Here is a 26,140-nt window from a genome sequence, read left to right as displayed (position 1 = left end):
TGCTGCCTAGATTTCATTTCCTATTTTTCTCCGTGCCCCGAATTTGACAAAGAGCCGAAAAAATGTAGTCCATAATTAATATGAACTACATTTTTTCTTATAATTGTTCAGCTACCTTCAGACGAGCACAAGCTTTAGCTAAAGCTAATTCCGCACGTCTTACATCAAGACCATCTTCTTTTTTAGCAAGACGATCTTCTGCACGTTGTAACGCTCTTTTAGCACGTTCAACATCGATATCTTTACCTAATTCTGCTGTTTGAACTATAATAGTTACTTCGCCTTTATGTGTTTCCACAAATCCTTCACTTACAGCTAGATATTCTTCTCGTCCATCAGGAAAAATCACTTTAAGAGGCCCAACCTTTAATGATGCAACCATAGGAACATGGTTAGCCATTACACCAAGTTGTCCACTTGTAGTTCCCAATACAACCATAGAAGCTTCTTTTGCACTATAAGCTTCTCCATTAGGAGTAACAATGCTTACACTTAAAGTATTCATTTATTTACCTCCTATTTGTATTATACTTCTACTCCTAGTTTGCGAGCTTTTTCTAATACGTCTTCAATTCCACCAACTAGACGGAATGCATCTTCAGGAATGTGGTCATATTTACCTTCTAAAATTCCTTTGAAAGCTTGTACTGATTCTGATACTGGTACGTATGAACCAGGTTGACCTGTGAATTGTTCAGCTACGTGGAAGTTTTGAGATAAGAAGAATTGAACACGACGTGCTCTATCAACTGTTTTCTTATCTTCATCACTTAACTCGTCCATACCTAAGATGGCGATAATATCTTGTAATTCACGATATTTTTGAAGAGTTCTTTGAATTGTTGTCGCAACTTGATAGTGTTCTTCTCCTACGATTTCAGGAGCTAATGCTCTTGATGTAGAAGCAAGTGGGTCAACGGCTGGGTAGATACCCATCTCTGTTAACGCACGCTCAAGGTTTGTTGTTGCATCTAAGTGGGCGAATGTTGTCGCTGGAGCCGGGTCAGTATAGTCATCGGCTGGTACGTAAATCGCTTGGATAGATGTAACAGAACCTTTTTTAGTTGATGTGATACGCTCTTGTAAACGCCCCATCTCTGTAGCAAGTGTTGGTTGGTAACCAACGGCTGATGGCATACGTCCTAATAACGCAGAAACCTCAGAACCTGCTTGTGTGAAACGGAAAATGTTATCGATGAATAGAAGCACGTCTTGTCCTTCTTCGTCACGGAAGTATTCCGCCATTGTTAATCCTGTTAATGCTACACGCATACGAGCTCCTGGTGGTTCGTTCATTTGTCCGAATACCATGGCTGTTTTGTTAATAACACCAGAATCTTTCATTTCATAGTATAAGTCATTTCCTTCACGAGTACGCTCACCTACACCTGTGAACACTGATAATCCACCGTGTTGTTGCGCAACGTTGTTGATAAGTTCTTGGATAAGAACCGTTTTACCAACTCCCGCACCACCAAAAAGACCGATTTTACCACCTTTAATATATGGTGCAAGTAAGTCGATAACTTTAATACCTGTTTCAAGAACCTCAACGTGAGTTGATAATTCATCGAATGTTGGAGCTTCTTTGTGAATTGAATCTTTACGAACTTCTGCTCCTGCTTCTTCACCGTGGTCAACTGCTTCACCTAATACGTTGAACACACGACCTAATGTGTAGTTACCTACAGGAACTGTAATTGGTGCTCCTGTATCCACTACTTCTGCTCCCCTATTTAATCCATCAGTTGATGACATAGCAATTGTTCTTACTACGTTATCACCAATTTCTAGAGAAACTTCAAGAACTAATTTTTCTTTTTTCCCATCGCCTTTTTCTATGTAAACTTCTAAAGCGTTTAATAGATTTGGCATATGCCCTGATTCGAATTTAACATCTACTACAGGTCCCATAACTTGGAGAATATAACCTTTATTCATATGTTGTATGCTAACTTAATAGCTTCTCCTTTCTCATTACTATTTTGTTGCTGCTGCTCCACTTACAATCTCTGTAATTTCTTGTGTAATTGCAGCTTGTCTTGCACGATTGTATTTAATCGTAAGTGTATCAATAATATTTCCTGCATTATCAGTTGAATTTTTCATTGCTGTTTTCCTTGCAGAATGCTCACTAGCTTTACTATCTAATATACTTCCATAAATCATACTTTCAGCATATTGAGGTAGTATTACATCTAGTACAGCTGTCTCACCAGGCTCAAACTCGTAAGCTCCTGTAGGTTGTTGCTCTTCTGAATTTGCGAATTTATCTGTATTGTCAATAGGAAGAACTTTACTTTCAGTTACAACCTGTTGAATCATACTAACAAAGTGATTATAATGTAAATAAATTTCATCATATTCTTTATCAATAAAGTATCCTACTACTTTATTCGTAATTTGTTTAACCTGAGTGAAACTTGGCTCATCTGGTATATCTCTATAACTATCAACTACATTATAGCCATTTTTTCTAAAGAATTCTGCTCCATAGTTACCTATAGCAACAATACCATACTCGCTATTAGCATGTCTTTCATTAACAGTATTAACAAAGTTTCTAATAACGTTTGCGTTGAATCCTCCACATAAACCACTATCACTAGTAATTACCACATAAAGAGTTTTCTTAGCTTCTCTTTTTTCTAACATAGGGTGTTTAATACTAGAACTTTTACCAAAAATTGTTCCCATCACCTCTTGCATTTTTTGCATATATGGATTAAATTTTTGTGTGTTTGATTGTGCTTTTAAAAGCTTAGAAGTTGAAACCATCTCCATCGCTTTTGTAATATGACTAGTTTTCTTAGTAGAATTGATTTTGTTTTTTATATCTCTTAGTGACGCCAATTAGTTCACCACCTTTACTCTACTACTTATCATCTTAGGCAAAAGTTTTTTTGAATGCAGCGATTACTTCATCCATAACTTCTGTTGATGGTAAGTCTTTTGTTTCAATAATGTGCTTAACTGCTTCATTTTCATGAGCATCTAAGTATGAATATAATTCTTGTTCGAATCTGTGAATATCTTTAACTTCCACATCATCTAAGAATCCATGAGTTAAAGCATACAGAATCATAACTTGTTTTTCTACTGGAATTGGTTTGTGTAAGTCTTGTTTTAAAACTTCAACTGTACGTTTACCACGTTCTAGTTTTTCACGAGTCGCTGGATCTAGGTCAGAACCGAATTGAGCAAAGCTTTCTAACTCACGATAAGATGCTAAGTCAAGACGTAAAGTACCTGATACTTTTTTCATCGCTTTAATTTGTGCAGATCCCCCTACCCTAGATACTGAAAGTCCGGCGTTAATCGCTGGTCTAATACCTGAGAAGAATAAATCTGATTGTAAGAAGATTTGTCCGTCTGTAATAGAAATTACGTTTGTTGGAATATACGCAGAGATATCACCTGCTTGAGTTTCTACGAATGGTAGTGCTGTGATACTTCCTCCACCGAAATCTTCATTTACACGAGCAGCACGTTCTAGAAGACGTGAGTGTAAGTAGAATACGTCCCCTGGATATGCTTCACGACCTGGTGGTCGTTTTAATAGTAATGATAACTCACGGTAAGCAGCTGCTTGTTTTGATAAGTCATCATATACGATTACTACATCTTTACCATTAAACATGAATTCTTCTGCCATCGCAACTCCTGCATAAGGTGCAATGTAAAGAAGTGGTGCTGGTTGAGATGCTGATGCTGTTACTACGATAGTGTAGTCTAAAGCACCGTGTTCTTTAAGAGTTTCTACAACACTACGTACTGTAGATTCTTTTTGTCCGATTGCTACATAAATACAAATTACATCTTGTCCTTTTTGAGCTAAGATTGAGTCGATAGCAACTGCAGTTTTACCTGTTTGTCTATCTCCGATAATAAGCTCACGTTGTCCACGTCCAATAGGTACTAATGCATCAATCGCTTTAATACCAGTTTGGAATGGAACAGATACTGATTTACGTCCCATAACCCCTACTGCTGGAGATTCGATTGGACGACGTTTTGTAGTATTTACTGGACCACGACCGTCAACTGGTTGTCCTAGTGGATCAACTACACGTCCAATTAATTCTTCACCTACAGGTACGTCCATAACACGCCCAGTACGACGAACTTCGTCTCCTTCTTTAATATCAGTAGTTGGACCTAAAATTACGATACCAACATTTGTGTCTTCAAGGTTTTGAGCAAGTCCCATAACCCCTGTTTTAGTGAACTCAACTAGCTCACCACTCATTATTTCATTAAGACCGTATACACGAGCAATACCGTCCCCAACTTCTATAACTGTACCGACATCTGTTGACTTAACTTCAAACTGATAATTTTCTATTTGTGATTTTAGTAATGAACTAATTTCTTCAGCTTTAATAGCCATTTATGTCCCTCCTTGTTTCAACTTCTTCTAGATTGAAGAAATTTTTGATTTTATAGCATTCAATTTAGCCTTAATAGTAGCATCAACTACTTTGTTATTATAAGTAAGTTTTAAACCACCTAGAAGACTTGCATCTACAAAATTATTAATTTCTACATTTTCTAGTTGTAACTCATTTTTAATTTTTTCTTTTAGATTTTCTAACTGTTCTTCAGTTAAAGGTGAAGCTGATTCAGCTTTCACAACAACATTTCTTGAATATTTATTAAACAATTCAGTATATTGTTCTAAAACGAAATTAATTAATGAGATTTGCAGATTACCTGCTAAGATTTTAACAACATTCACAACATTTTTATTTACTCCTGCAAATGATGCATCAATCAAGTTAATTTTTTTTATTTTTTCTAAATTAGGGTTGTTCATCAATGTAACAAAATCAGAGTTTCCATTAACTACTTTTGCAACTTCCTTTAACTCATAAGAAACTTCTTCTAGTGTGTTATTTTCTTTTGCAACTTCAAATAATGAATATCCAATTTTATTAGCTAATACTGACTTACTCATTATTTCACCCCTACCTCTTTAATGACTTTATCAACATATTCACTTTGTGTTGAGCCATCTAATTCTTTTTCTAAAATTTTCGAAGCTACAAGCACTGATAAATCAGCAATTTGTTTGTTGATTTCTTCAAGCGCTCTTTTCTTCTCGTCCTCAATGTCTCTTTGAGCATTTACTTTTAATTGTTCTGCTTGTTTGCGAGCTTCTTCAAGAATAGCTTGTTTTTCAATCTTAGATTGTTCACGAGCTTCTTCCATCATAACTTTAATTTCTTGTTGCGCATTTTTTAATTTTTCTTGATTTTCTTCAAGTAAAATTAAAGCTTCTTTTTGATTTTTAGCTGCATCATCAAGTTGACCTTCAACTAATTTTTGACGCTCATCTAACATATCAATAAGTTTGTCCCAAGCAAATTTTTTCAGTAATACTAATAAGATTAATACAGCTACAATGTTAATAGCCATATTTCCTAGATTAAAACCTTGATGAGAAGAGTGTTCAGTAGCTAAAAATACTAAATTTTCCATTTACTAAATGCTCCTATTCTTCATAGTTCTTTTGTTTACAGTATTATACTAAATTATTTAGCTAAGATAACGAATGAAATAACGATAGCTAAGATAGGTACTGCTTCTACAAGTGCGAATAATACGAAAGCATTAGATTTTAATCTTGATTCTAATTCTGGTTGGCGAGATACACCTTCGATAAATTTACCGAATAAAAATCCGTTACCGATACCAGCACCAACTGCTGCTAATCCTGCTGCTAAACCTGCTCCAATTAATTCTACCATAATTATATTTTCCTCCTTGGATAATAAATGAATTTTATTAATTATTAGATTTTTGCACATATAGTGCGTTTAAAAAGATTAATGTTCATCACTAATTTTATGTGATAAATAAATGAATGTTAAGACAGTAAAGATATATGCTTGGATAAATCCTATAAATAGAGAGAATCCTTTCCATACTACTAGTCCTGCCATACCAGCTATTGCACCAAAGAATCCTACTGTTGTAAGAGTTGCTAATAGTGCTAATAATATTTCACCTGCATAGATATTACCGAATAAACGCATTGAAAAAGTCATCAAGTTTGTGAATTCTTCAATAACTTTAAATGGTGTAATACCTATACCTGAAGAAGTATATGTACCAAAATAGTGTTTAACTCCTTTATACTTAATTCCTGCAAAATGAGTAAAGACAATCACTAATAATGCAAGAGAGAAAGTAAATGTTGGATCCGCAGTTACAGAGTTGACATAGACTACTTCATTGTAACTAACTTCTATTAATACACCTATAGTATTTGCTACTGCAACAAGTGAAATAATTGTTAGAGCTGTTGCCCATAATCCTTTACCATATTTTTTCCAGTTAACATTACCTTTGATGACATTATCACTAACGAAATACGCAAGTAATTCAACCGCATTTTGACGTTTACTATCTGGTCTTAATTTTATTCTACTAGTTAGAAACATCACAATAACAAAGGTAAGTAATACTGTTATTAAAGTTGTGATTACACTAGGAATATTAACCGTTATATCATAGCCAAATAATTTGGTAATAAGATATGTGTGTTTTTCCATATATTCCCCTCACCTCTTTTCTTAAGTAACTTTTAGATTTCTAAATCTGTTGTAATATAAAAAATTAGAAATACATAATCATATTATAATATGATTTTATAATATTTGCTAGCGATTTCTTAAATTTTATATGATTTAATTAAAAATAATCTACTATTATTTAGTTCTATTTAGTTCCGAAGATTCTGTCTCCAGCATCCCCTAATCCTGGTACAATGTATCCGTGATCATTTAGTTTTTCATCTAGACCAGCGATGAAAATATCTACGTCTGGGTGTGCATCGTGTAATGCTTTTACACCTTCTGGAGCTGCTATTAAACACATAAATTTAATATCAGTAACACCACGTTGTTTAAGTGAGTCAATTGCTGCAATTGCTGAACCTCCAGTTGCTAACATTGGGTCAACAACTATAAAGTGACGTTCTTCTGGATTGCTAGGTATTTTAACAAAATACTCATGTGGTTGTAGAGTTTCTGGATCACGATATAGTCCAACGTGACCTACTCTCGCAGATGGGATTAAATTCATTAATCCATCTACCATTCCTAATCCTGCACGTAGAATTGGAACGAATACAACTTTCTTACCTGCAAGACGTTTACAAGTAGTAGTTTGGATTGGAGTTTCCACTTCAACATCCTCAAGCGGAAGATCACGAGTGATTTCATAAGCCATTAAAGAACCTACTTCGTTAGTAAGTTGTCTAAAGTCTTTAGAACCCGTTCTTTTATCTCTAATAAAAGATAATTTATGTTGGATCAATGGATGATCAAAAACATGAACTTTTGACATAATTATAGTTCTCCTTTGTATTATTATTATATTTATTTTACTCTAATTATTTCATTTTAACAAGGGATATCCGAAAATATTTCACTCGATTCAATAAATATTTTTTTATTAGTTTTGTTATATCACTAGACTTATACTACATAAAATATTACAATAATATAAACAATATTTATGGAGATTTTATCATGCAAAGAAAAACAATTTTGGGGATATTTTTACTCACTAGTATTTTATACTATATTGTTCCCCTACTTTTTTTGAAATTTTATAATGGAACTAGTGATAAAGCTGGCTTTATTTTGATTTTAACTTATGGATTTTCATCATTCGCGGTTACACTATTGGTAACATATTTTATACAAAGAACAATTTATACTCCTCTTCTAAGTATTGCTTTGGCTCTACCACTGTTTTTCATTTTTAATTCAAGTGCCTTAGTTTTAATACTTCTTATAATAGTATTTTCTTTTGTTGCCTATGCTTTAACTGTATTAATAAAATAAATAAGGAGATCATATGACAATTTTTAAACGTAATTTACTAATAGCAACTGGTATATATGTACTTTTTTATCTGTCACCAATATTGGCTAATCCCTTTATGGCTTTAAATTTATTGGAAGCTGCTGTCGTTGGAGCATTAATTTTTGGTGGATTCTACTTAAGTTATATTTTCATGTATACTAATAAAAGCAAACTTGATGAACGTACTAAGAATACTATTATTACAATATTAGTATTAATAATAGCACTATTAATATTTTTTAATCCTTTTAAATTTCCAACTGCATTCAATATTATTGTAAATAGATATTTAGCAATACTAATTCTTCTGCTAATATTAATTTTTATAATATTCTTAGCAAGAAAGATGGATAATTCTATAATACTAGTTTTACTTTTTGCACCATCGATTATCCAAGGATTACTAATGCGTCTATCTTATAAGGCTATGATATTTTATATTGCTAACCCTAACTTTAATTTATATTTAATAGTCGCTATTTTCATTGGATATTATATTTATAACAATAGGAAGTAATTAATACAACAAGGATTGACAATTCTTTTAAATCGCTTCTATCAAATAATAAAAAAACTGATAATCTAGATATTATTTCTAGACTATCAGTTTATTTTTTTAGTTATCTATTTCTACTTTTAAAACTTTACCCGATACAGCATCAACGACTACATCATACTCTAATCCATTTGCACGAGCTTCTACTTCATAAACATATAAAGGAACTCCATTATTTTGAACTGCGTAGTCATCCTCATACTCAGGTTTAATTTTTACAAAATTAATATTTTGTTCTGGCGTTGAAATTGCTTGTGCTACTATAGAACGAATTTCTTGTGGTGATTTTGCATTTTGAACATTTTGTTGAGTGTTGATGTTATTATTATTATTATTATTATTTTGAACATTTGAAGATTGGTTATCATTTTGCGAATTACTGTTTGAACCATTATCACCATTGTTACTATTATTGTTATTGTTTCCGTTATTGTTATTTTGATTTGTTTGCTGTCCAACATTCATCTTTACATTCGAATACGCTTCTTGAATCTTAGCTCTTTGCCCTTCTTCATATTTATCATAAGCATATGCACCAACACTACCAGTAACTATTACTGCTAAACTTCCTATAATTAACGGTTTTAAAAAGTTTCTTTTTGCTCTTTTGGGTTGTTCATTATATTGATTATTGCTATTCATTGTTTCTTCGTAAACTCCTTCTAATGTTTCAATCTCATTGTTATTAATTTTTTTAGTCATTTTATTTACCTCTTTTTTCTTTATGTTTTTATTATAAATTTCTTTTATGAATCTTAGATGAAAATTAAAATATTATTTTTTCTAGTCATCAATTTTCACTTTTAATACTTTTCCTGAAACAGCATCTACTACTACATCATACTCTAACCCGTTAGCTTTTGCTTCAACTTTATAAACATATAAAGATACTCCATTATTTTGTGGTGCATAATCATCCTCGTATTTAGGTTTGATTTTTACAAAGTTAATATTTTGTTCAGGTACCGATATTGCTTCTGCTACAATTGAGCGGATTTCTTGTTGTGATTTTATATTTTGAGTATTTTGTTGTGTATTATTGTTCTGAGTATTATTATTTGAGTTATTATTTCCACTATTGTTATTGTCATTTGAATTAGTTTGATTTCCTGTATTCAACTTAATATTTGAGTAACCATCTTGAATTTTAGTTCTTTGCGCAGTTTCATATTTCTCATAAGCATAAGCTCCAACTCCGCTCGTTACTACTACAGCTAACGCTCCAATAATTAATGGTTTTAGAAAATTTCTCTTAGTTTTTTTAGGTTGTTCGTTATATTGGTTATCATTTTCGATAGTTTCAACATACGTTCCTTCAATTGTTTCGATTTCGTTGTTATTAATATTTTTTGTCATTTTTAATTTACCTCTTTTTCTTTATATTCTCATTTTATATTTCTTTTATGAACGCTAAATGAAGATCTCATTTTTGTTCTTCTCTTTTGATATTTTTATTATATCTTCGTTTTATGAACACTAAATGAAGATTTCATTTTTGTTCATTTCTTTTGATATTTTTATTATATCTTTGTTTTATGAATGCTACATGAAGATTTTCATTATTTTAAAATTTTCTACAATACAAAAAGCACACCTTCCTATTTTAAAGGTGTGCTTCATTATTCTTATAGATTCACTACGAATCTTGTTCCTTTTGGTTTGTTATCTAAGACTGCTATTTTACCATCATGTAATTCTACTATTTTTTTTGTAATAGACAGTCCTAATCCTGAAGAATTATCTTCAGTCGTTGTTCTTGATTTATCTACTTTATAAAATCTATCCCAAATATGTTTTTTCTCATTATCACTTATTCCAATACCATCATCAGCAACTTCAAAAATTATTCTATTTCTTCTAGCTAAACAAACTGTTACTTCTGTTTCTGCGTATTTCAAAGCATTTGATAATAAATTATCTATCATACGCATAATTAGAGCTTCATTTGCATGAACTATGATATTCTCTTCTATATTTATGAATAACTTTATATTCTTATTATCAAATAATATTTTATAATCCTCTAGTGTAGATTTAATTTTATCAGATAATAAAAGTTCTTCTTTTGGAATCTCTAAACGACTATCTAGTCTAGATAATTCTAAAATTTGATTAATCATAGAAGTCATTCTTTTACTCTGCCTTTCAATTACATCAAACGATTCTTTAGCATCTTCTACAGAATCTGTATATTTCGCTCCATATTCACTTTCTGCCCTTATTACAGAAATTGGTGTACGGAGTTCATGCGATACATCCGAACTAAATTGGCGTTCTCTTTTCGATGAATTTTCTAGAGTTTCTAACATTTCATTAAATACTTTCCCTAATTTATGTACCTCATCCGCACCATCTTCTATATGGATTCGTTTAGTAAGGTCGTTACTTTTGGCAATCACCTCAGCAGTTTCGGTCATATCTCTTACAGGTTTCAATGAACTCCTTATTATTAAGTATCCACCATACATTATTACCAAAATAACGAATGGACTACCCACACCAATAATTAAAGGCAATATCCAACCGTTTATATTATTGGTAATTTGTACTATACCTCTCACATATTTTCCATTCCCTAATCTAGCAGAACTAGTTTCTGAATCATAATATAAATACTTATTATTATTTACATCTTTATATTCAGAAATAACTCCTAAACTAAAATCATTAACTTTAAAATTTCTAGGTACAGAACCTGCAACAAGATTCCCATCTTTATCATAAACAGATAAGGTCACTCCATCTTCATACGGGGTAAACTTATCAGATCCACTTGAGATTTCAGCCACCTCTTCTATCAATTTCTTTTCACTACTCTTTTCAACAACACTATCACTAACTAAAAATGTCCCGACTATCAGTGATCCTATTAATAAAACTATAAATGTTGTATACCATAAAGTGATTTTGAAAGTTAATGATACTTTTCTAAATGGAAATATCGATAATTTCTTATTTTTATTTAACAAAGTATCCTAGCCCCCTTTTAGTGTAAATAATAGTCTTATCTGTACCGTTATCTAATTTTTTTCTAATATTTTTTATAATAACATCTACTATATTAGAAGCACCATCATAATCATAATCCCAAACATGATTAAGAATCTGATCACGACTCAATATACTTTCTTTATTCTTCATAAGATACTCTAATACCTCATATTCTTTACCAGTCAATCCAATGTTCTCACCATTTCTAGTAACTTGTTTTTTAGAAATATCAAGTACAATATCATCGACTTGAATAACATTAGTTGCTAAACCATAGTTACGTCTCATTAAAACTCTTATTCTAGCAAGTAATTCATCAAATTCAAACGGCTTAACTATATAATCATCAGCTCCACTATCTAAACCGACAATTTTATCCTCTAAAGTATCTTTAGCAGTTAACATAATAACAGGTGTATTATTTTTACTCTCACGAAGCCTTTTGATAAACTCATAGCCATCAACATTTGGCATCATAATATCAGTAATAATCAAATCATAATCACTATAACTAACAAAATCCAATGCTTCCCCGCCATCGAAACAGCTATCTACACTATAATTATTTCTTTTTAAGTGTTTAGTAATTATTCTATTCAAATCGCGTTCATCTTCTACAACAAGAATCTTCATAACAATCTCCTCATACTAAATTTCTACTATATTTTACTTAATTCACTTATAAATGTAAAACAATTGTTCTTATATATTATAACTTCACTATTTAGAAATATTCTAAAACAAAAAAATGAATCTAAAATGAAAAAAGACACCTATTTAAAAATAGATGTCTTAGACGTAATAGCCCGGATTCGAACCGGAATCTCCTCCATCAAGGCACAATCCCTATATACTACTCCTTACGTTTATCCTTATTATATCATATTATCATGTGAAAAATAAATAGGAGTGACTTAAACTAGATTTTATCAAGTCACCCCATGTAGTTCTACTCACTTTCTTCTAAATTATAAAGTAATTCATATAATGCTTTTGCATCTAGTTTTTCTTTTTCTTCTTTACTGATATCACGAACTAATTCACCACGGTGCAACACTATTATTCTATTACCGTATTTCACCGCATCTTGAATATTGTGAGTTATCATTAAAGCTGTTAATTTTTTCTCTTCAATCTTTTGTCGAGTAAGTTCCATTATCTTCTTCTGTGTTTTAGGATCTAATGCTGCCGTATGTTCATCAAGAAGCAAAAGTTTAGGTGTTGTCATAGTCGCCATTAAAAGTGCAATAGCTTGACGTTGTCCACCAGATAAAAGACCCATTTCACTATCTAATCTATCTTCTAGCCCTAAGTCTAAAGTCACTAGCAATTCTTTAAAAAGTTTTCTATCTTCTTTAGTAGTTCCTGGTTTAAAACCTCTAACTTTACCACGTCGTAGTGCTAAAGACATATTCTGTGCTACAGTCATACGAGGAGCTGTTCCATCAAGTGGATTTTGGAAAACTCTACTAATAAATCCTGCTCTCTTGTGTTCTACTATATTACTTACATCTTTTCCTTCGATTAAAATTTCTCCACCATCTAGTGAGAATGAACCCGCTAAGGCATTAAGAAAAGTTGACTTCCCTGCTCCATTTCCACCAAGAATAGTAATAAAATCACCATCTTTTATTTCAAGACTAACATTTTTTAAAGCATGTTGCTCTCTAATAGTTCCAGGAAAGAATGTTTTATCTATTTTATTAATTTTTATAAACGACATTTTCTACGCATCCTTTCTCTTAGCTTTTAATTTTAGTTGAGGTAGAGTTAAGAAAATTGCAATTACTAAAGCTGAAACTAATTTAAAGTCGTTAGCTCCAATAATATTTAATTTTAACACTCCAACTAGCAGTAATCTATAAATTATCGCACCACAAATTACACAAATTAATCTTGTTGTGAAAGATACATCTTTGAAGATTACCTCTCCTATAATGATTGCTGCTAAAGCTACTACTATAACTCCAATACCACTATTTACATCTGAATAACCATTGTTTTGTGCTAAAATCGCACCAGCTAAAGAAATAATTCCATTAGCAAGCATTAATCCTAAAATCGTCATTGTTTTTGTAGAAATACCTAATGCTGTCGCCATTTTCTCATTATCTCCTGTTGCAATTAAACTCTGACCTAATTCCGTTGAAAAGAATAAAGACATAGCGATAATAATTAATCCAGAAAGAATAATTCCAACAAATACAGTATCATAATGAGTCGGTAAGTCTAATCCTTTAATTTTGCTAAAAATCGTATCTTTATTGATTAAACTTAAATTTGGTCTTCCCATTATTCTAAGATTCACCGATAATAATGCAGTCATTGTTAAAATTCCTGCAAGTAAACTTGGAATTTTACAAACGGTAATTAAGAATCCCGTAACAAGACCTGCTAACATACCTGCCACTATCGAAATCAATGTAGCTATAATAGGGTTGATCCCATTATGTGTACAAATAACACAGACAGCTGCTCCTAAAGGATACGCTCCTTCAGTTGTCATATCCGCAATATTTAAAACTCTAAAACTTATAAACAATCCAAGCGATAATATACCCCACAGCATTCCCTGTGAAATCGCTGAAATAAATAGATCCATCCTGCACCTCTTTTATTTAATATTCCTTCTAATTTGATTTTATATAATTTAGAGCGACTCATAAACAATAATTTTTTCTATTGATTTGATGAGTCGCTCCTTTTAATTATTTATAATTCAAATAGCTTCTTAATAATATAATATCAATAATATTATTTTTTATCTACTACTTTTGCTTTATCTTTAATTTCTTTTGGAATTTCGATTCCTAATTGTTTTACTTTCGCTTCATTTAGATAAATTACACCTTCATTAGCAAGAACGATTGGCATATCTTTAGTGTCAGCACCTTTTAATACTTTAGCAACAACTTTTGCAGTCTCAACACCGATTTGATATTGGTCAACACCTAGTCCTAAAAGTCCTCCATCAGCTACCATTGTGTCTGCAGATGGGAATACTGGAATTTTCTTAGCGTCTGTTACTTTTACCACTGTTGCCATTGCACTGGCGATTGTGTTATCGATTGGAACAAAAATTGCATCAGTTTGTGAAGCAAGACTTTCTGTTACTTGTTGAATATCATTTGTGTTTGCTACTGTTGATACCTTAACCTCTAATCCTAATTCTTTAGCTAATTTTTCAGCTTCTTGAGCTTGTTTCACAGCGTTATCTTCACTTGCTGTGTAAAGAATCCCAACTTTCTTCATGTTAGGTAATACTTTTTTCATGATTTCAAGTTGTTGTTTAATTGGAGTCCTATCACTAACACCAGTAATGTTGTTTCCTGGTTTATCTTCAGCTTTAATTAATCCTGCTTCAACTGGATAAGTAATACCACCCATGATGATTGGTTTATCTTTAGTTGCATTTGATAGTGATAAAGTAGCTGGTGTTGTAATACCTACTAAAATATCGTTGTTATCTGTAACTAATTTTTGACCCATACTTGCTAAGTTACTTTGATCACCTTGAGCATTTTGAAGATCAATTTTTAAGTTCTTACCAACTTCATATCCTTCTTTTTTAAGTCCGTCTTCTAAACCTTTATAAATTTGGTCAAGAGCTGGGTGACTAAGTAATTGAAGTACCCCTACTTTTACTTCTTTATTATCAACCTTTTTAGTTTCTTCTCCTTTTTTACTAGAGAAGAACCCATAACCTAATACACAAACTAATAATACCGCGAATGCTACAAAAATTTTATTTACTTTCATTTTAATAATCTCCTTTTACTTTTATCTTTAATAATATTTTTTATAATCAAATTTTAGAAGCGTATCCATAATAAAAAGACCACTAGCGTATATCTAGTGGTCCTTACGTATAATTTTTAATAATAAATATAAAAAACCACCTAGATATTTCTATGTGGCCTCGATTTTTCCATCACAAATAATCCACATAGATACTTACTTCTCACCTGAGAGCCGTATCTATGTCAAAAAGAAACAAGATCGACTCAGTATCTAGTGGCTTTGCCAACGAATATTTAATTGTAGCGTGTCAACTTGATACAGTTTCATAAATCTTTTTTCTCCTTTACGTTTAATTCTTGTTTACATTATAGCAACACTTTTTTTTATTGTCAATATGTTTTTTCAAAAAAAATATAAAAATTCTGATAATTCAAAAAACACTATATTTCATTATGTAAAACTATACTACTTAATCCCCTCATGATAAACTATTTTCAAGAAATATTATAAATATATTAACCCAACTTTATTTTATATTTCTGTACTGCTTATATCTATTCACATTCAAACTTATTTTTGAAAACTATGAAAATAAGTCGTTTTCATAATTATAAAATTAGTATTTTAAAATCAATATATCTTCTAAACCACTGATAATACTGTTACATATAGAGAATATATTACTTCTCATTGATTATATTTTTCATGAAAATAAAATTGAAAATATATCAATTTTATGAAAATTTACACTTGAAAATATATTTTCATAGGAGTATTATTAATATATATTATTAAAAAATAAGTTAGGAGAATTTTTATGGATAGCCATTCAGCTATAGAAAGAGAAAAATTATTTAATAAAGGATTTATTACAATAACTACAATTAACTTTATCGTATTTTTAATTTATTATTGTTTTGTAGTTATTACAGCAAAATATGCAACTGCTGAATTAGGTGCTACTGCAGCACAAGCAGGTTTTGCCGCAGGTATCTATATTATTGGAACACTTGTCGCTCGTCTTTATATCGGTAAAAAATTAGAAATCATCGGTCGTAAAGAGATCTTACGATTTGGTGCTTTAATTTACTTAATTACAACTGCTGCATATTTAATTTCATCAAACATTATTATTTTAGATACTGTTCGTTTCTTAAATGGATTTGCTTATGGAACTATTTCTACTGCAGCAAACGCAATCGTTACAGCATATATTCCAAAAACACGTAATGGTGAAGGTATTAACTACTATGGTTTAAGCACAAGTTTAGCCGCTGCTATCGGACCATTTATCGGTATGTTATTACTACCAATTACTGGATTCAACGCAGTTATCATCTTGGCAATTGTATTATCAGTTGCGGTTACTATAGCTTGCTTCTTATTCCCAGTGAAAAATATTCAGTTAGATGAAAAACAAAAAAAATTACTAAACAGTTGGTCATTAAATACATTTATTGAATACAGAGTATTATTTATCTCTACTGTAGCCTTCTTAATAGGTTTAGCATATTCAAGTGTACTAGGATTCTTATCAATTTATGCTGATAGCTTAAACTTATCTACTGCAGGTGCTTTCTTCTTTGTAGTATATGCATTAATTATTACAGCCACACGTCCATTTGCAGGTCGTATCTTTGATGCACGTGGTGAAAATGCAGTTATGTACCCAAGTTTCGTATTCTTAACTTTAGGTTTATTAATGTTAAGTTTCACAAATGGTAGCTTCATGTTACTATTCTCTGGTGCATTAATCGGTTTAGGTTATGGAACATTCATGTCAAATGGACAAGCAGTTTGTTTAAAACTTGTTGATTCTACTAAAGTAGGTATTGCTCTTTCTACTTACTTCATCGGATTAGACCTTGGTCTTGGATTTGGACCTTACGCACTAGGTACTGTTCACGGAATTCTTTCATATAGAGGAATCTACATCCTTTGTGCAGTAATCACTATTGGAGTTACAGTTCTTTACGCAATGTTCTACAAAGGTAAAGAAGTACGTGTCTTAAAAACTAAAACTAGTCGATAGTAATATTAAAATCATTAAAAAGTAGTCCTAATGAAGGGCTACTTTTTTTATATAGATTAATTTTCATATTGCATAAAAGAGGTCTGAGCACCACTCACACCTCTTTCTCTTTATTTTTCTGGATATCGTCTTGCGACATCTACTAATTTTTCTTTTATTATCTTCTTAGGATCCTCATTTAGATGATAACACATTGCAAGAGCGTAAATTAGTACATCTGCAAGTTCATCTTTTATCTCTTGAATATTATCCCCATCTTCATTCCATTGAAAATGTTCTAATAATTCTGCCGCTTCTATTGAAATACTTTTAGAAAATCTTTCTAAAGTATCATACTTTTCCCATCCTCTTTTTTCTCTAAATTCCGTTATTATAGTTTTTAGTTCTTCCATATTTTATTCCTTAGATTAAACTATTATTTGTTAAATTATTATATAGGTTATAAAATTCTGCTAAACTTAGAGTTTCACTCCTTCTACCCGGCTCAATATCACTGTCCACACAAGCATTTTGTAAGTCTTGTTTTTTGTCCTTACCATAACTTGAAATTAAATTATTTAATAAAGTCTTTCTGCGTTGTACAAAACATGAGCGTACGAATTTAAAGAACTTAGCATCTGTTTCAAATTCTCTAGTTTCTTTTGTCATGATTTTTACAACTGCACTCTCAACATTCGGTGCAGGTACAAATACTTTTTTCGGTACAGTAAATAGATACTCAACATCAGTGTAGTAATTTAATAAAATCGTTAATGAGTTGTAATCTTTTGTTCCTACTTTCGCATTTAATCTATTAGCAACTTCTTTCTGCATCATAACTACATAACCATCGATTTTCTCAGTATTCTCGATTAAATGAGTTAAAATTGGAGTTGTGATATAGTATGGTAAGTTTGCTACTACCATAATTTTTTCACAATCTGACATCTTCTCAGCGATTATTTTATCAACATCAACTTTTAAGATGTCATTATTAATAATCTCAACATTAGGATAATCAGCAAGTGTCTCAGATAAAATCGGTAAAAGTCTACCATCAATTTCAAATGATATTACTTTCTTAGCTTTTTTAGCTAAAGCTTCTGTAAGAGAACCAATCCCTGGTCCAATCTCTATTACTCCTACATTCCCATTTACTCCAGCTCCGTCTACAATTCTATTTAAGATATTCGCATCTATTAAAAAGTTTTGTCCTAAACTCTTCTTAAACGTGAATCCGTGTTTTTTTAGTATCTCAAAAGTTTTCTTAGGTGTTCCTATCATTATTTTAATCCTTTACTAATTTTTGTCATTTCGTCTAATAAACGTTCTTTAGAAATATTATACATGTTTAATTTATTCAATAGTTGTTTAGCATTGGTATATCCTATATTTAATCTTTCACAAAGTTCTTCTCTTAGAACTTTTGAAGTAGACCCTCCTACTAAACCTAACTCTATCAATATTTCATTACTTATATCATTTTTCACTTCATCCATCGGTGTATAATGATTTTTTATAGCCGCAATAATATCTTCTTTACTCGCAGCTTCTATTCCTATTTTCCCTTTACTATCTACGGCTTTTTTATTTGAAATATACGCATGTTTTGCTGTCGGTATATTTTTTTCTATTATACTTCTAATTCTTTTTCCCGCATAATCAGGGTCAGTTAAAACTATTAATCCTCTTGTTTTTTCCAGAAAGATTAGGCGTTCTATTTTTTTCTTAGTTAGGGCAGATCCATTAGTTTCAAATGTATCACAATCAATTGCTTCTTTAACCCTATTGGTATCATCTCTTCCCTCTACTACTATTATTTCTTTGATTTTCATTTTATTTTCCTTTAATAAATTCATCAGTTTATTATAACATATTTAGACAAATTTTGCTCATGCTAGCATGAATATTTCAAATAGTTGTATATTTCATGCGTAATTTCATTGTGAACTTTATACTTATAACCATCACAAAGAAAATTCTTTTTTAATTCAAATTTATCTTTAAGCTTAATTTTTTCTTGTGCTTTACCCTTCTTACATACTAGTATTTCCCAATGTTTATCAAACTTAACTAAGTAACAATCATAGGTTGTATCTTCCCCATATGCTCCAGCCAAATATAAAAGGCCCACAAGGTCTAATAGTATATGCCAAAATTTTACCGTTTTTCTTCTTTCTAATAAATATACCTTCTCACTTTTAGTAAGATAATTATATAATTCTTCCATAATACCCACCTCTTTATAGTCATTATAACACAAAAAATCCTCTGCAGAAAAACCTGCAAAGGAAATTTTATTAATGTATATCTTTTTTCTTAAAGTTAGCTCCACTTACCTCACTAACTGTTCCAATCGATAGAAAGGCATTCTTATCATTTCTAAAGACTATTTTTTTAAGTTTTGATTCTTCAATACGAGTGATTACACAAAAGATGATTTTTGTTTCATGCCCTGAATAACCACCTTCCCCATGTAATAGAGTCACACCACGACCTAAACGATCTTGAATTTCTTGACTTATTACTTGATAGTTGCTCGTAATAACCATAACCGATTTCGAGTCATTAAGTCCCTCAATAACGATATCCATTACTTTAGACGCAACAAAATAACTTATCATCGAATAAAGTGCCGCTTCCCATGTAAATACAAATCCAGAAGCAATAAATATAATAACATTTATCCCAAGGACCATTTCACCTACAGAAATCGGTAATTTTTTAGTAGCATAGATAGAAAACATCTCACTCCCATCTAGCGTACCGCCATTTCTAATTACTAACCCTACTCCTATTCCAAGGATTATCCCACCGAAAATACACGCTAAGAACGGATCTGTAACAAGTGGTGGAAAATTATGAAAATATGAGGTTGCAAAAGATAAAACCACGATACCAAAAATAGAAGCAATCGCGAATCCTTTACCTATCTGCTTATATCCCAAATATAAAAATGGAATGTTAAATATTAGTATGAAAATCCCAAGTGGTAATCCCAAATAGTGACGTGCAATAATAGATACACCAATCACCCCACCATCTAGAATATTATTTGGAATTAAGAAAAATTCTAATCCCGCCGCAAAAACTAATGATCCAATAATTATACTTATATATTTCTTTAAAAATTCTATTCTGCTTTCCATTGATTCTCCTTTTTATTTCATTTTTTGACAAATAGGACAAAAGTGACTTGAACGCCCTTTTATTGTAACATTTTCTACATCATGACCTAGAGGACAAACTTTTTTCCCATATATTTGATGGAAATTTTGCATATTTCCTTCTCCGCCATCAGCGTGAACATAATCTGAAATAGTAGAACCACCTTCTTTTATTGCAAGCTCCAAAATATCAACCAACTCTTTAAATAAACTCTCCTTCTTCTTTTTAGAGAGTTCACTTGCTTTAGTTAGAGGGTGAATTTTTTGGCGATATAATACCTCACAATCATAAATATTCCCGCAACCACAAAAGACATTTCCCTCAAGAAGCAATGCTTTTATAGAGTGATCTTTATATTTTTTTTCATCCAGTTTATTTAAAAAATATTTTTTTGCAGACTTATCAAATGGTTCTGGCGCAAGATTTACAAAAGGTTTGAATTTAGTTACATCATCAATATATCTTAGTTCTCCAAATCTTCTAATATCACTATAAACTAGCTTTTCTCCCGTTGATAATTCAAAAATTACGTGCTGATGATTATAATAATTTTTATTTGTAATCTCAGCTATATCCTTAACTAAAAAGAATGCTCCTGTCATTCCAAAATGTGTAATTATATATCCCTCATTTAATATGAAATATAAATACTTACCTCGACGCGATAATTTTTCTATTTTTTTACCTTTCACATTTTCTGAAAAAAAGCTAAGTTCTTGCTTCACTATAGCCATTTTATTTTCTTTATGGCTATTTTTTACAATATTAGAGTAAGTTATATCAACAATTTCTTTATCTATAACTCTATTTTCTAGACCAAATTTTATATTTTCAACCTCTGGTAATTCTGGCATAATGTACTCCTATTTTATATACTTACTATTTTATTTTAATACAAATATTTGAAAATTACAAAGATTTCCATTTATTTATATAATTTATAATAATCAAGAATTACAAGTTTTTACCTCATTATTCTAGCATCAAAGAAAAATATGTAGTATAATAATAAAGTTAAATGTAAATTAAAAGGGGTCTTTTATAGTATGGAAGAAAAAATGTCTAGACGAAAAAGAATTAGTTCACCCTCTTTTATAAATGGAGAAAAACCTCCTAAAAAAAGAGGATTTAAAAAAATATTAATGGCAATTTTAGCGCTAGTTATAGTTGGTATAGGTGGATTTTCCGCTTATACATTCTTCAACTTTTCTAGTTCCGCTCAAAAAGGATATAAGAATGTAGATTATTTGAAAGAAGTTGATCCTAACTTCAAAAAATTCTCAGTATTAATCCTAGGTATCGATATGAATGATGATCGTAAAGCTCAAGGACAAACTCGTGAGGACAGCAGAACAGATTCAATGATACTGGCTACTGTTAATAAAGATAAAAAACGTATGGATATGGTTAGTATCCCACGTGACTCTCTAAGTCTTATGAGAGAAAAAGATGATGAAAATAACAATAGTGCTTATTTCTATGATAAAATCACTCACGCACATGCTTATAACGATGTTAAAGGAACTACTAATGCAGTAGAAAACTTATTGCATACTCCTATAAACTTTTATGTACTAATCAACTTTAAAGCCTTTGAACAAACAGTAGATACTTTCGGTGGAATAGATTTATACGTTCCTTTCGATATGGATGAACAAAATGCTAACGGTGAAGAAAATACTGTTAAATTAAAAAAAGGATGGCATACTCTAAACGGTGAACAAGCACTTGCTTTTGCTCGTAGTAGATATTACGATAGTGATATCGAACGTGGTCAGCGTCAACTTCAAGCTATCCATGCTTTAATCGATAAAGCTAAAAGTCTAAACGCCTTAACTAAAATAAATGAGGTCATCAATATTGCTGGAGATAATGTTGAACATAACCTGTCTACAACTCAAATTTCTTCGGCTATCAAGATGTTTATTAACGAGGATATGGAAATAGTATCACACAGAATAGATGGTTATGACGTTTATTATGGTGGTGTGTATTATTACTATCCAAAACCACTATCACTACTTTATGCATCTTCAGCTTTACGAAACAACCTTGATTTACCATTGCCAAAAGCTACGGATCTACTAAATATTTACTATCAAGGTCATATATCTATCGGACTTAAACAATATAAAATCGATAATTTACGTCTAGCACAAAATTATCCAGTATCAAACCTTACGGTTATGTCTCCTGAAGATTTATTAGCTAATCTTCCTGAAAGACTTACAACAGATGATTTAAAAAATGATATTACGGTAAGTAATGAAAATAGACCTGATGAAAATAGTAATACTAAAAACAATGATAACAATAGCAATGAACAGTAAAATATAACAACTGTTGTAGGTACAACAAATACTCATCAAAATATCGGCGTAAATAATAACCAAGAATAATTAATATCCCATCAAAAACTATTTTTGATGGGATATTAATTATTTATTTGAAAATTTTACATTTACAGTTCCAGTTTCCGAAGAAGTGAATAACTGTTTCTTTTTATTTGAACTATTTGTGAAATTTGACTCATCGTCATTTATTTCAGCTATGATGTCACCTGTAGTAGACTTAAGAGTAATAGAATTATTTGCAGTAAGATTACTTAAAGTAATATTACCAGTAGTTGTTTTTAAGTTAATATTGTCTGAACTTTCACTAAGAAGATTACTTACCTTAATATTTCCTAGTTTATTTGTTATATTAATATTTTTTATTATTGATGATGACAGATCTGTATCTCCTGTTTTATTATCAACACTAATATCTTTTAAATCATTAATATTATTTAATTTAACATTTCCTGTAGCAACATTAATTTTTAGAGAATTATTTTTACTATTTAAGTTATCTATATTTAAATTTCCAGTTGCTAATTTAATATCAGCATCTGAAACTGAAATATTAGTTATATATACATCACCTAGTTTACTATTAATTATAAGAGATTTAACATCTAGATTCTTGATAAAATAATCTCCCATTTTATTAACTGAATTGATATCGATATTAGAAGATTTAGGTATTTTTATAATAAGTTTTCTTTTTTCAGTAAAGAAATTAAAATTAATACCCACAATATTTTTATTTTCTTTTATAGATAACTTATTTCCTGTGTGCTCTATATTAACTTTACGTTCTAGAGCAGTATAGTATTCTATTTCCATATTTTTAGAAGCAGTATTCTCTTCTATGGTTACATCAGAATCAATAATATCTAAATCTAAATTTTTAACATCATTAATTGAGACAGTATAATTCTTTTTCTCTAAATTAGAAGAAAATCTAGGTATATGACCATTATTTAAGTAAGTTGCTAATCCTATCAATACTAATCCAAAAATTATAAAACTAATAGAAATTTTTATAAATTTATTCATTTATATACACCTCTTTTTTGAAAATCTTCACAAAAATTGTTCTGATGTTTATACCATTTTGACGTGATTTTTTATATATTTTTATCAACCAGTAAATACCAATTAAACCAGCCCCTGAAATAACAAATCCAAATCCTAAAGTATCTAAGAAATACGAAATATTTCTTTCGTAAATAAGATAAAATGGGGATTTTAATATTAATAAGATTCCACCAATGAAAATAGCTATAATAGAAAGTACAATACTAAATATTATAGACAGAATAACTATAAAAAGACTAGCGACTAGAGAAAATATAGTTATCCAAGCAGGAAATAATAATACGGTAATAATAAAGCCGAGCTCTGTAGGGATTTTTCGAGGTATAAACCTCCATACTAGTTTTGTTTGTTTTTTCCCAATATTATGTTCATCTAAAATCTGACCAACGATGATATTAATATCCCCTAATTGCGATACAGCTTCTTCTTCACTTAAGCCCTCATCAATACGATCATCAATCATTTCTTCGAAAAAATTGAGTGTTTTATATATCTCTTTTGGCGATAAATATGGTTTTAATTTATTTCCCAAAAGAGCGCAAAACTGTGTCTTATTCATATTTTTCATCTCCTAATATATATTTATGTGCATTACTTATTACTTTCCAGTCGATAAGAAATTCCTGAATTTTATTGAGACCAACATCTGTAATTTTATAATACTTTCTTAGTCTACTATTATGTTCTACCGAATATGAGGTAACACAATCGTTTGCTTCCAAGCGTTTTAAGATTGGATATAACGTTGATTCCGATATAGGAATTACATTTGAAACATCTTTTATAATTTTATACCCATATGATTCAGAATTACGTAAAGTAGCCAGAACACATATTTCCAATAAACCTCTTTTTAATTGAGCTTCCATACTAATATCTCCTTTCACATAATACTATATATTACATAGTATAATTTGTCAAGTAGTATAGTGAGAAATATATTCTAATTATTGACATTTTATTTATAATACATCATAATTAATATAGTAAATTTAACAAATTATAAATCACAAAGGATGTACTATGACGAAGAAATTTATTACAATTAAAGAAGATTCATACGATGAATTTGTTGAAAAAAAATCTACATTTATTACTCATCTAATTAGAATCAATAGCGAAGAAGAAGCTAGAGATTTTATTCAAAAAATGAAAAAGAAACATTACGATGCTACTCATGTCTGTTCTTGTTATGTATTTGGTGACAATAACGAAATTACTCGTGCTAACGATGATGGTGAACCTAGTGGAACTGCTGGAGCTCCGATGTTAGACGTACTAGTAAAAAATGAAATAAAAAATGTTTGTGCCACAGTTATCAGATACTATGGAGGAACTAAGCTAGGAACTGGTGGTTTAGTTAGAGCCTACGGTGGTGGTGTAATCAATGCGCTAAAAAATGCAACGTTAGTAGAACGAAAAGATGCATTTGAAGTTAGACTAGAGTTAGACTATAGCCTTAACGGAAAAATAGAATATGAAATTGGAAAAACTAATTTCATCGTGAATAATTTAGAGTATACCGACAAAATCGTTTATACAATCTATGTAATACAGGAAGATTATGATAACTTTGAAAATTGGATTGCTAACCTAACAAATGGTCAATTCAAAATTCTATCATCTAAAGAAAAACAACTTGAATTCGATATTAAATAAAAACAAGAAGGTACAAGAAACCATATTTCACGGTCTCTTATACCTTCATTATTTATTCCTACTAGAAAATTCATCTATCCACTCTTTTAAAACAGAGATACCCTTCTCTACTATTTTTTCTTTATTATTAAATGCTAAATCCAAGCCCTCTACTCTTATAACTTTAACTTTGTCTATTCCTAGGACGCTAAAAATTCCTCTCACATATTGAACTGCAAAATCCAAATTAGTATATTGAATATGCTTGTCAAATTCTCCCCCACTTGTTATGACAAAGGTTATTTGTTTATTAGAATTATCTAAACCTATTAGAGATTCTTCCTCACATTTAAATGTCTCATTTACTATTACGATATTATCTACATAGTCTTTAAATTTTGATACTACGTTAAAATTATGAAGTGGCATATAAATAAACACTGCATCAGCACTTTTCCATTGATTCAGAATCTCTTTTTGCCTAATTTTATCATGTTGTTCTTTTTCTGTTAATTTTTCTTCTTCATAATTAAACATAAACTTATCCATGACTGGAATATTCACACTCGGATCATATAAATTAATCTTTTCTATACTACTGAAGCCTTTTTCAATTAATTTATCTTCACCAATTTTCGCCAAAATATTAGATACTCTATGCTCTCCGTTATAATCTGGATGACACATAATCTGTAAAATTCTCATAAAATCACCTCAAATAATATAATAATAAATA

31 protein-coding genes are annotated in these 26,140 nt (G+C 30.5%); 5 read left to right on the top strand and 26 right to left on the bottom strand.

All coding sequences use genetic code 11. From position 1 onward, the window contains the following. Window positions 1–97 precede the first annotated feature (97 nt). The 9 genes from HMPREF3186_RS01230 to upp all read right to left on the bottom strand — a co-directional run bounded on the left by HMPREF3186_RS01230 (window position 98) and on the right by upp (window position 7,353). On the bottom strand, window positions 98–505 hold the full coding sequence (locus tag HMPREF3186_RS01230; RefSeq protein WP_060913554.1) for a F0F1 ATP synthase subunit epsilon: 408 nt from the start codon (window positions 503–505) through the stop codon (window positions 98–100). A gap of 20 nt (window positions 506–525) precedes the next feature. Beyond that, window positions 526–1,941, bottom strand: a complete 1,416-nt coding sequence (gene atpD / locus HMPREF3186_RS01225) for a F0F1 ATP synthase subunit beta (protein WP_060913553.1) — start codon at window positions 1,939–1,941, stop codon at window positions 526–528. 39 nt (window positions 1,942–1,980) lie between these two features. Then, window positions 1,981–2,853, bottom strand: a complete 873-nt coding sequence (gene atpG, locus HMPREF3186_RS01220; RefSeq protein WP_060913552.1) for an ATP synthase F1 subunit gamma — start codon at window positions 2,851–2,853, stop codon at window positions 1,981–1,983. Window positions 2,854–2,887: 34 nt separating this feature from the next. Continuing rightward, on the bottom strand, window positions 2,888–4,390 hold the full coding sequence (atpA, locus tag HMPREF3186_RS01215; protein WP_060913551.1) for a F0F1 ATP synthase subunit alpha: 1,503 nt from the start codon (window positions 4,388–4,390) through the stop codon (window positions 2,888–2,890). A gap of 27 nt (window positions 4,391–4,417) precedes the next feature. Beyond that, window positions 4,418–4,957, bottom strand: a complete 540-nt coding sequence (gene atpH, locus HMPREF3186_RS01210) for an ATP synthase F1 subunit delta (protein WP_060913550.1) — start codon at window positions 4,955–4,957, stop codon at window positions 4,418–4,420. After that, complete coding sequence (gene atpF / locus HMPREF3186_RS01205; protein WP_060913549.1) at window positions 4,957–5,481, bottom strand: F0F1 ATP synthase subunit B; 525 nt, start codon at window positions 5,479–5,481, stop codon at window positions 4,957–4,959. Before atpF ends, atpH begins: the two co-directional genes overlap by 1 nt. Window positions 5,482–5,534: 53 nt before the next feature. Further along, a complete protein-coding gene (atpE, locus tag HMPREF3186_RS01200; RefSeq protein ID WP_003143965.1) occupies window positions 5,535–5,750 on the bottom strand; it encodes a F0F1 ATP synthase subunit C in 216 nt (71 codons plus the stop codon). A gap of 78 nt (window positions 5,751–5,828) precedes the next feature. Beyond that, window positions 5,829–6,557: a F0F1 ATP synthase subunit A gene (gene atpB / locus HMPREF3186_RS01195; RefSeq protein WP_060913548.1), complete on the bottom strand. Its 729-nt coding sequence runs from the start codon at window positions 6,555–6,557 to the stop codon at window positions 5,829–5,831. A 166-nt stretch (window positions 6,558–6,723) separates the two neighbouring features. After that, on the bottom strand, window positions 6,724–7,353 hold the full coding sequence (gene upp / locus HMPREF3186_RS01190) for a uracil phosphoribosyltransferase (RefSeq protein ID WP_060913547.1): 630 nt from the start codon (window positions 7,351–7,353) through the stop codon (window positions 6,724–6,726). 185 nt (window positions 7,354–7,538) lie between these two features. Here upp and HMPREF3186_RS01185 point away from each other — a divergent pair, with 185 nt between their 5' ends. After that, complete coding sequence (locus HMPREF3186_RS01185) at window positions 7,539–7,856, top strand: hypothetical protein (protein WP_060913546.1); 318 nt, start codon at window positions 7,539–7,541, stop codon at window positions 7,854–7,856. Window positions 7,857–7,869: 13 nt separating this feature from the next. Next, window positions 7,870–8,394: a hypothetical protein gene (locus tag HMPREF3186_RS01180; RefSeq protein WP_060913545.1), complete on the top strand. Its 525-nt coding sequence runs from the start codon at window positions 7,870–7,872 to the stop codon at window positions 8,392–8,394. A gap of 99 nt (window positions 8,395–8,493) precedes the next feature. On the opposite strand, the gene HMPREF3186_RS01175 is transcribed toward HMPREF3186_RS01180, so the two are convergent. From HMPREF3186_RS01175 to trpX, 7 genes are all read right to left on the bottom strand, one after another. After that, window positions 8,494–9,135, bottom strand: a complete 642-nt coding sequence (locus HMPREF3186_RS01175) for a PepSY domain-containing protein (RefSeq protein ID WP_060913544.1) — start codon at window positions 9,133–9,135, stop codon at window positions 8,494–8,496. Between the two features lie 81 nt (window positions 9,136–9,216). Further along, window positions 9,217–9,789: a PepSY domain-containing protein gene (locus tag HMPREF3186_RS01170; RefSeq protein WP_060913543.1), complete on the bottom strand. Its 573-nt coding sequence runs from the start codon at window positions 9,787–9,789 to the stop codon at window positions 9,217–9,219. A gap of 269 nt (window positions 9,790–10,058) precedes the next feature. Then, a complete protein-coding gene (locus tag HMPREF3186_RS01165) occupies window positions 10,059–11,402 on the bottom strand; it encodes a sensor histidine kinase (RefSeq protein WP_060913542.1) in 1,344 nt (447 codons plus the stop codon). Then, window positions 11,392–12,057, bottom strand: a complete 666-nt coding sequence (locus HMPREF3186_RS01160; RefSeq protein ID WP_060913541.1) for a response regulator transcription factor — start codon at window positions 12,055–12,057, stop codon at window positions 11,392–11,394. The genes HMPREF3186_RS01165 and HMPREF3186_RS01160 overlap by 11 nt, the downstream gene beginning before the upstream one ends. 316 nt (window positions 12,058–12,373) lie before the next feature. After that, window positions 12,374–13,147 (bottom strand): ABC transporter ATP-binding protein, encoded by a 774-nt coding sequence (locus tag HMPREF3186_RS01155; protein WP_060913540.1) that lies wholly within the window; start codon window positions 13,145–13,147, stop codon window positions 12,374–12,376. Window positions 13,148–13,150: 3 nt separating this feature from the next. After that, window positions 13,151–14,026 (bottom strand): ABC transporter permease, encoded by an 876-nt coding sequence (locus HMPREF3186_RS01150; protein WP_060913539.1) that lies wholly within the window; start codon window positions 14,024–14,026, stop codon window positions 13,151–13,153. A gap of 152 nt (window positions 14,027–14,178) precedes the next feature. Then, entirely contained in the window at window positions 14,179–15,183 is a 1,005-nt protein-coding gene (gene trpX / locus HMPREF3186_RS01145) for a tryptophan ABC transporter substrate-binding protein (RefSeq protein WP_060913538.1), read from the bottom strand. A gap of 799 nt (window positions 15,184–15,982) precedes the next feature. Between trpX and HMPREF3186_RS01140 the strand changes: the two genes are divergently transcribed. Further along, entirely contained in the window at window positions 15,983–17,197 is a 1,215-nt protein-coding gene (locus tag HMPREF3186_RS01140; RefSeq protein ID WP_060913537.1) for an MFS transporter, read from the top strand. Between the two features lie 110 nt (window positions 17,198–17,307). Here HMPREF3186_RS01140 and HMPREF3186_RS01135 read toward each other — a convergent pair whose 3' ends face one another. From HMPREF3186_RS01135 to mutM, 6 genes are all read right to left on the bottom strand, one after another. After that, a complete protein-coding gene (locus HMPREF3186_RS01135; protein ID WP_060913536.1) occupies window positions 17,308–17,589 on the bottom strand; it encodes a nucleotide pyrophosphohydrolase in 282 nt (93 codons plus the stop codon). 10 nt (window positions 17,590–17,599) lie between these two features. After that, window positions 17,600–18,460: a 16S rRNA (adenine(1518)-N(6)/adenine(1519)-N(6))-dimethyltransferase RsmA gene (gene rsmA / locus HMPREF3186_RS01130; RefSeq protein ID WP_060913535.1), complete on the bottom strand. Its 861-nt coding sequence runs from the start codon at window positions 18,458–18,460 to the stop codon at window positions 17,600–17,602. Continuing rightward, a complete protein-coding gene (gene rnmV / locus HMPREF3186_RS01125; RefSeq protein WP_060913534.1) occupies window positions 18,460–19,011 on the bottom strand; it encodes a ribonuclease M5 in 552 nt (183 codons plus the stop codon). Before rnmV ends, rsmA begins: the two co-directional genes overlap by 1 nt. 62 nt (window positions 19,012–19,073) lie before the next feature. After that, window positions 19,074–19,406 carry a hypothetical protein gene (locus HMPREF3186_RS01120; RefSeq protein WP_060913533.1) on the bottom strand — a complete coding sequence of 111 codons (333 nt, stop codon included), beginning with the start codon at window positions 19,404–19,406 and terminating at the stop codon, window positions 19,074–19,076. Between the two features lie 70 nt (window positions 19,407–19,476). After that, complete coding sequence (locus HMPREF3186_RS01115) at window positions 19,477–20,325, bottom strand: YitT family protein (RefSeq protein WP_060913532.1); 849 nt, start codon at window positions 20,323–20,325, stop codon at window positions 19,477–19,479. A gap of 12 nt (window positions 20,326–20,337) precedes the next feature. After that, on the bottom strand, window positions 20,338–21,198 hold the full coding sequence (gene mutM / locus HMPREF3186_RS01110; protein ID WP_060913531.1) for a bifunctional DNA-formamidopyrimidine glycosylase/DNA-(apurinic or apyrimidinic site) lyase: 861 nt from the start codon (window positions 21,196–21,198) through the stop codon (window positions 20,338–20,340). 288 nt (window positions 21,199–21,486) lie between these two features. On the opposite strand from mutM, the gene HMPREF3186_RS01105 reads away from it, so the two are divergent. Continuing rightward, window positions 21,487–22,674 (top strand): LCP family protein, encoded by a 1,188-nt coding sequence (locus HMPREF3186_RS01105; RefSeq protein ID WP_231724134.1) that lies wholly within the window; start codon window positions 21,487–21,489, stop codon window positions 22,672–22,674. A 108-nt stretch (window positions 22,675–22,782) separates the two neighbouring features. Here the strand turns inward: HMPREF3186_RS01105 and HMPREF3186_RS01100 are convergent, their stop codons facing one another. The 3 genes from HMPREF3186_RS01100 to HMPREF3186_RS01090 are packed head-to-tail and all read right to left on the bottom strand — an operon-like array spanning window position 22,783 to window position 24,635. Further along, on the bottom strand, window positions 22,783–23,724 hold the full coding sequence (locus HMPREF3186_RS01100) for a DUF4097 family beta strand repeat-containing protein (RefSeq protein WP_060913529.1): 942 nt from the start codon (window positions 23,722–23,724) through the stop codon (window positions 22,783–22,785). Continuing rightward, a complete protein-coding gene (locus HMPREF3186_RS01095) occupies window positions 23,717–24,325 on the bottom strand; it encodes a DUF1700 domain-containing protein (protein WP_060913528.1) in 609 nt (202 codons plus the stop codon). The genes HMPREF3186_RS01100 and HMPREF3186_RS01095 overlap by 8 nt, the downstream gene beginning before the upstream one ends. Then, the gene (locus HMPREF3186_RS01090) at window positions 24,318–24,635 is read right to left on the bottom strand and encodes a PadR family transcriptional regulator (RefSeq protein ID WP_060913527.1); all 318 of its coding nucleotides are present in this window, start codon (window positions 24,633–24,635) and stop codon (window positions 24,318–24,320) included. Before HMPREF3186_RS01090 ends, HMPREF3186_RS01095 begins: the two co-directional genes overlap by 8 nt. A gap of 154 nt (window positions 24,636–24,789) precedes the next feature. Between HMPREF3186_RS01090 and HMPREF3186_RS01085 the strand changes: the two genes are divergently transcribed. After that, entirely contained in the window at window positions 24,790–25,425 is a 636-nt protein-coding gene (locus HMPREF3186_RS01085; protein WP_060913526.1) for a YigZ family protein, read from the top strand. Window positions 25,426–25,473: 48 nt separating this feature from the next. Here HMPREF3186_RS01085 and HMPREF3186_RS01080 read toward each other — a convergent pair whose 3' ends face one another. After that, complete coding sequence (locus HMPREF3186_RS01080) at window positions 25,474–26,109, bottom strand: NAD(P)H-dependent oxidoreductase (RefSeq protein ID WP_060913525.1); 636 nt, start codon at window positions 26,107–26,109, stop codon at window positions 25,474–25,476. Between the last annotated feature and the right edge of the window lie 31 nt (window positions 26,110–26,140).

Source organism: Gemella haemolysans (genome assembly GCF_001553035.1).
Taxonomy (GTDB): domain Bacteria; phylum Bacillota; class Bacilli; order Staphylococcales; family Gemellaceae; genus Gemella; species Gemella haemolysans_B.
This window is presented reverse-complemented; position numbering and strand designations above follow the sequence as displayed.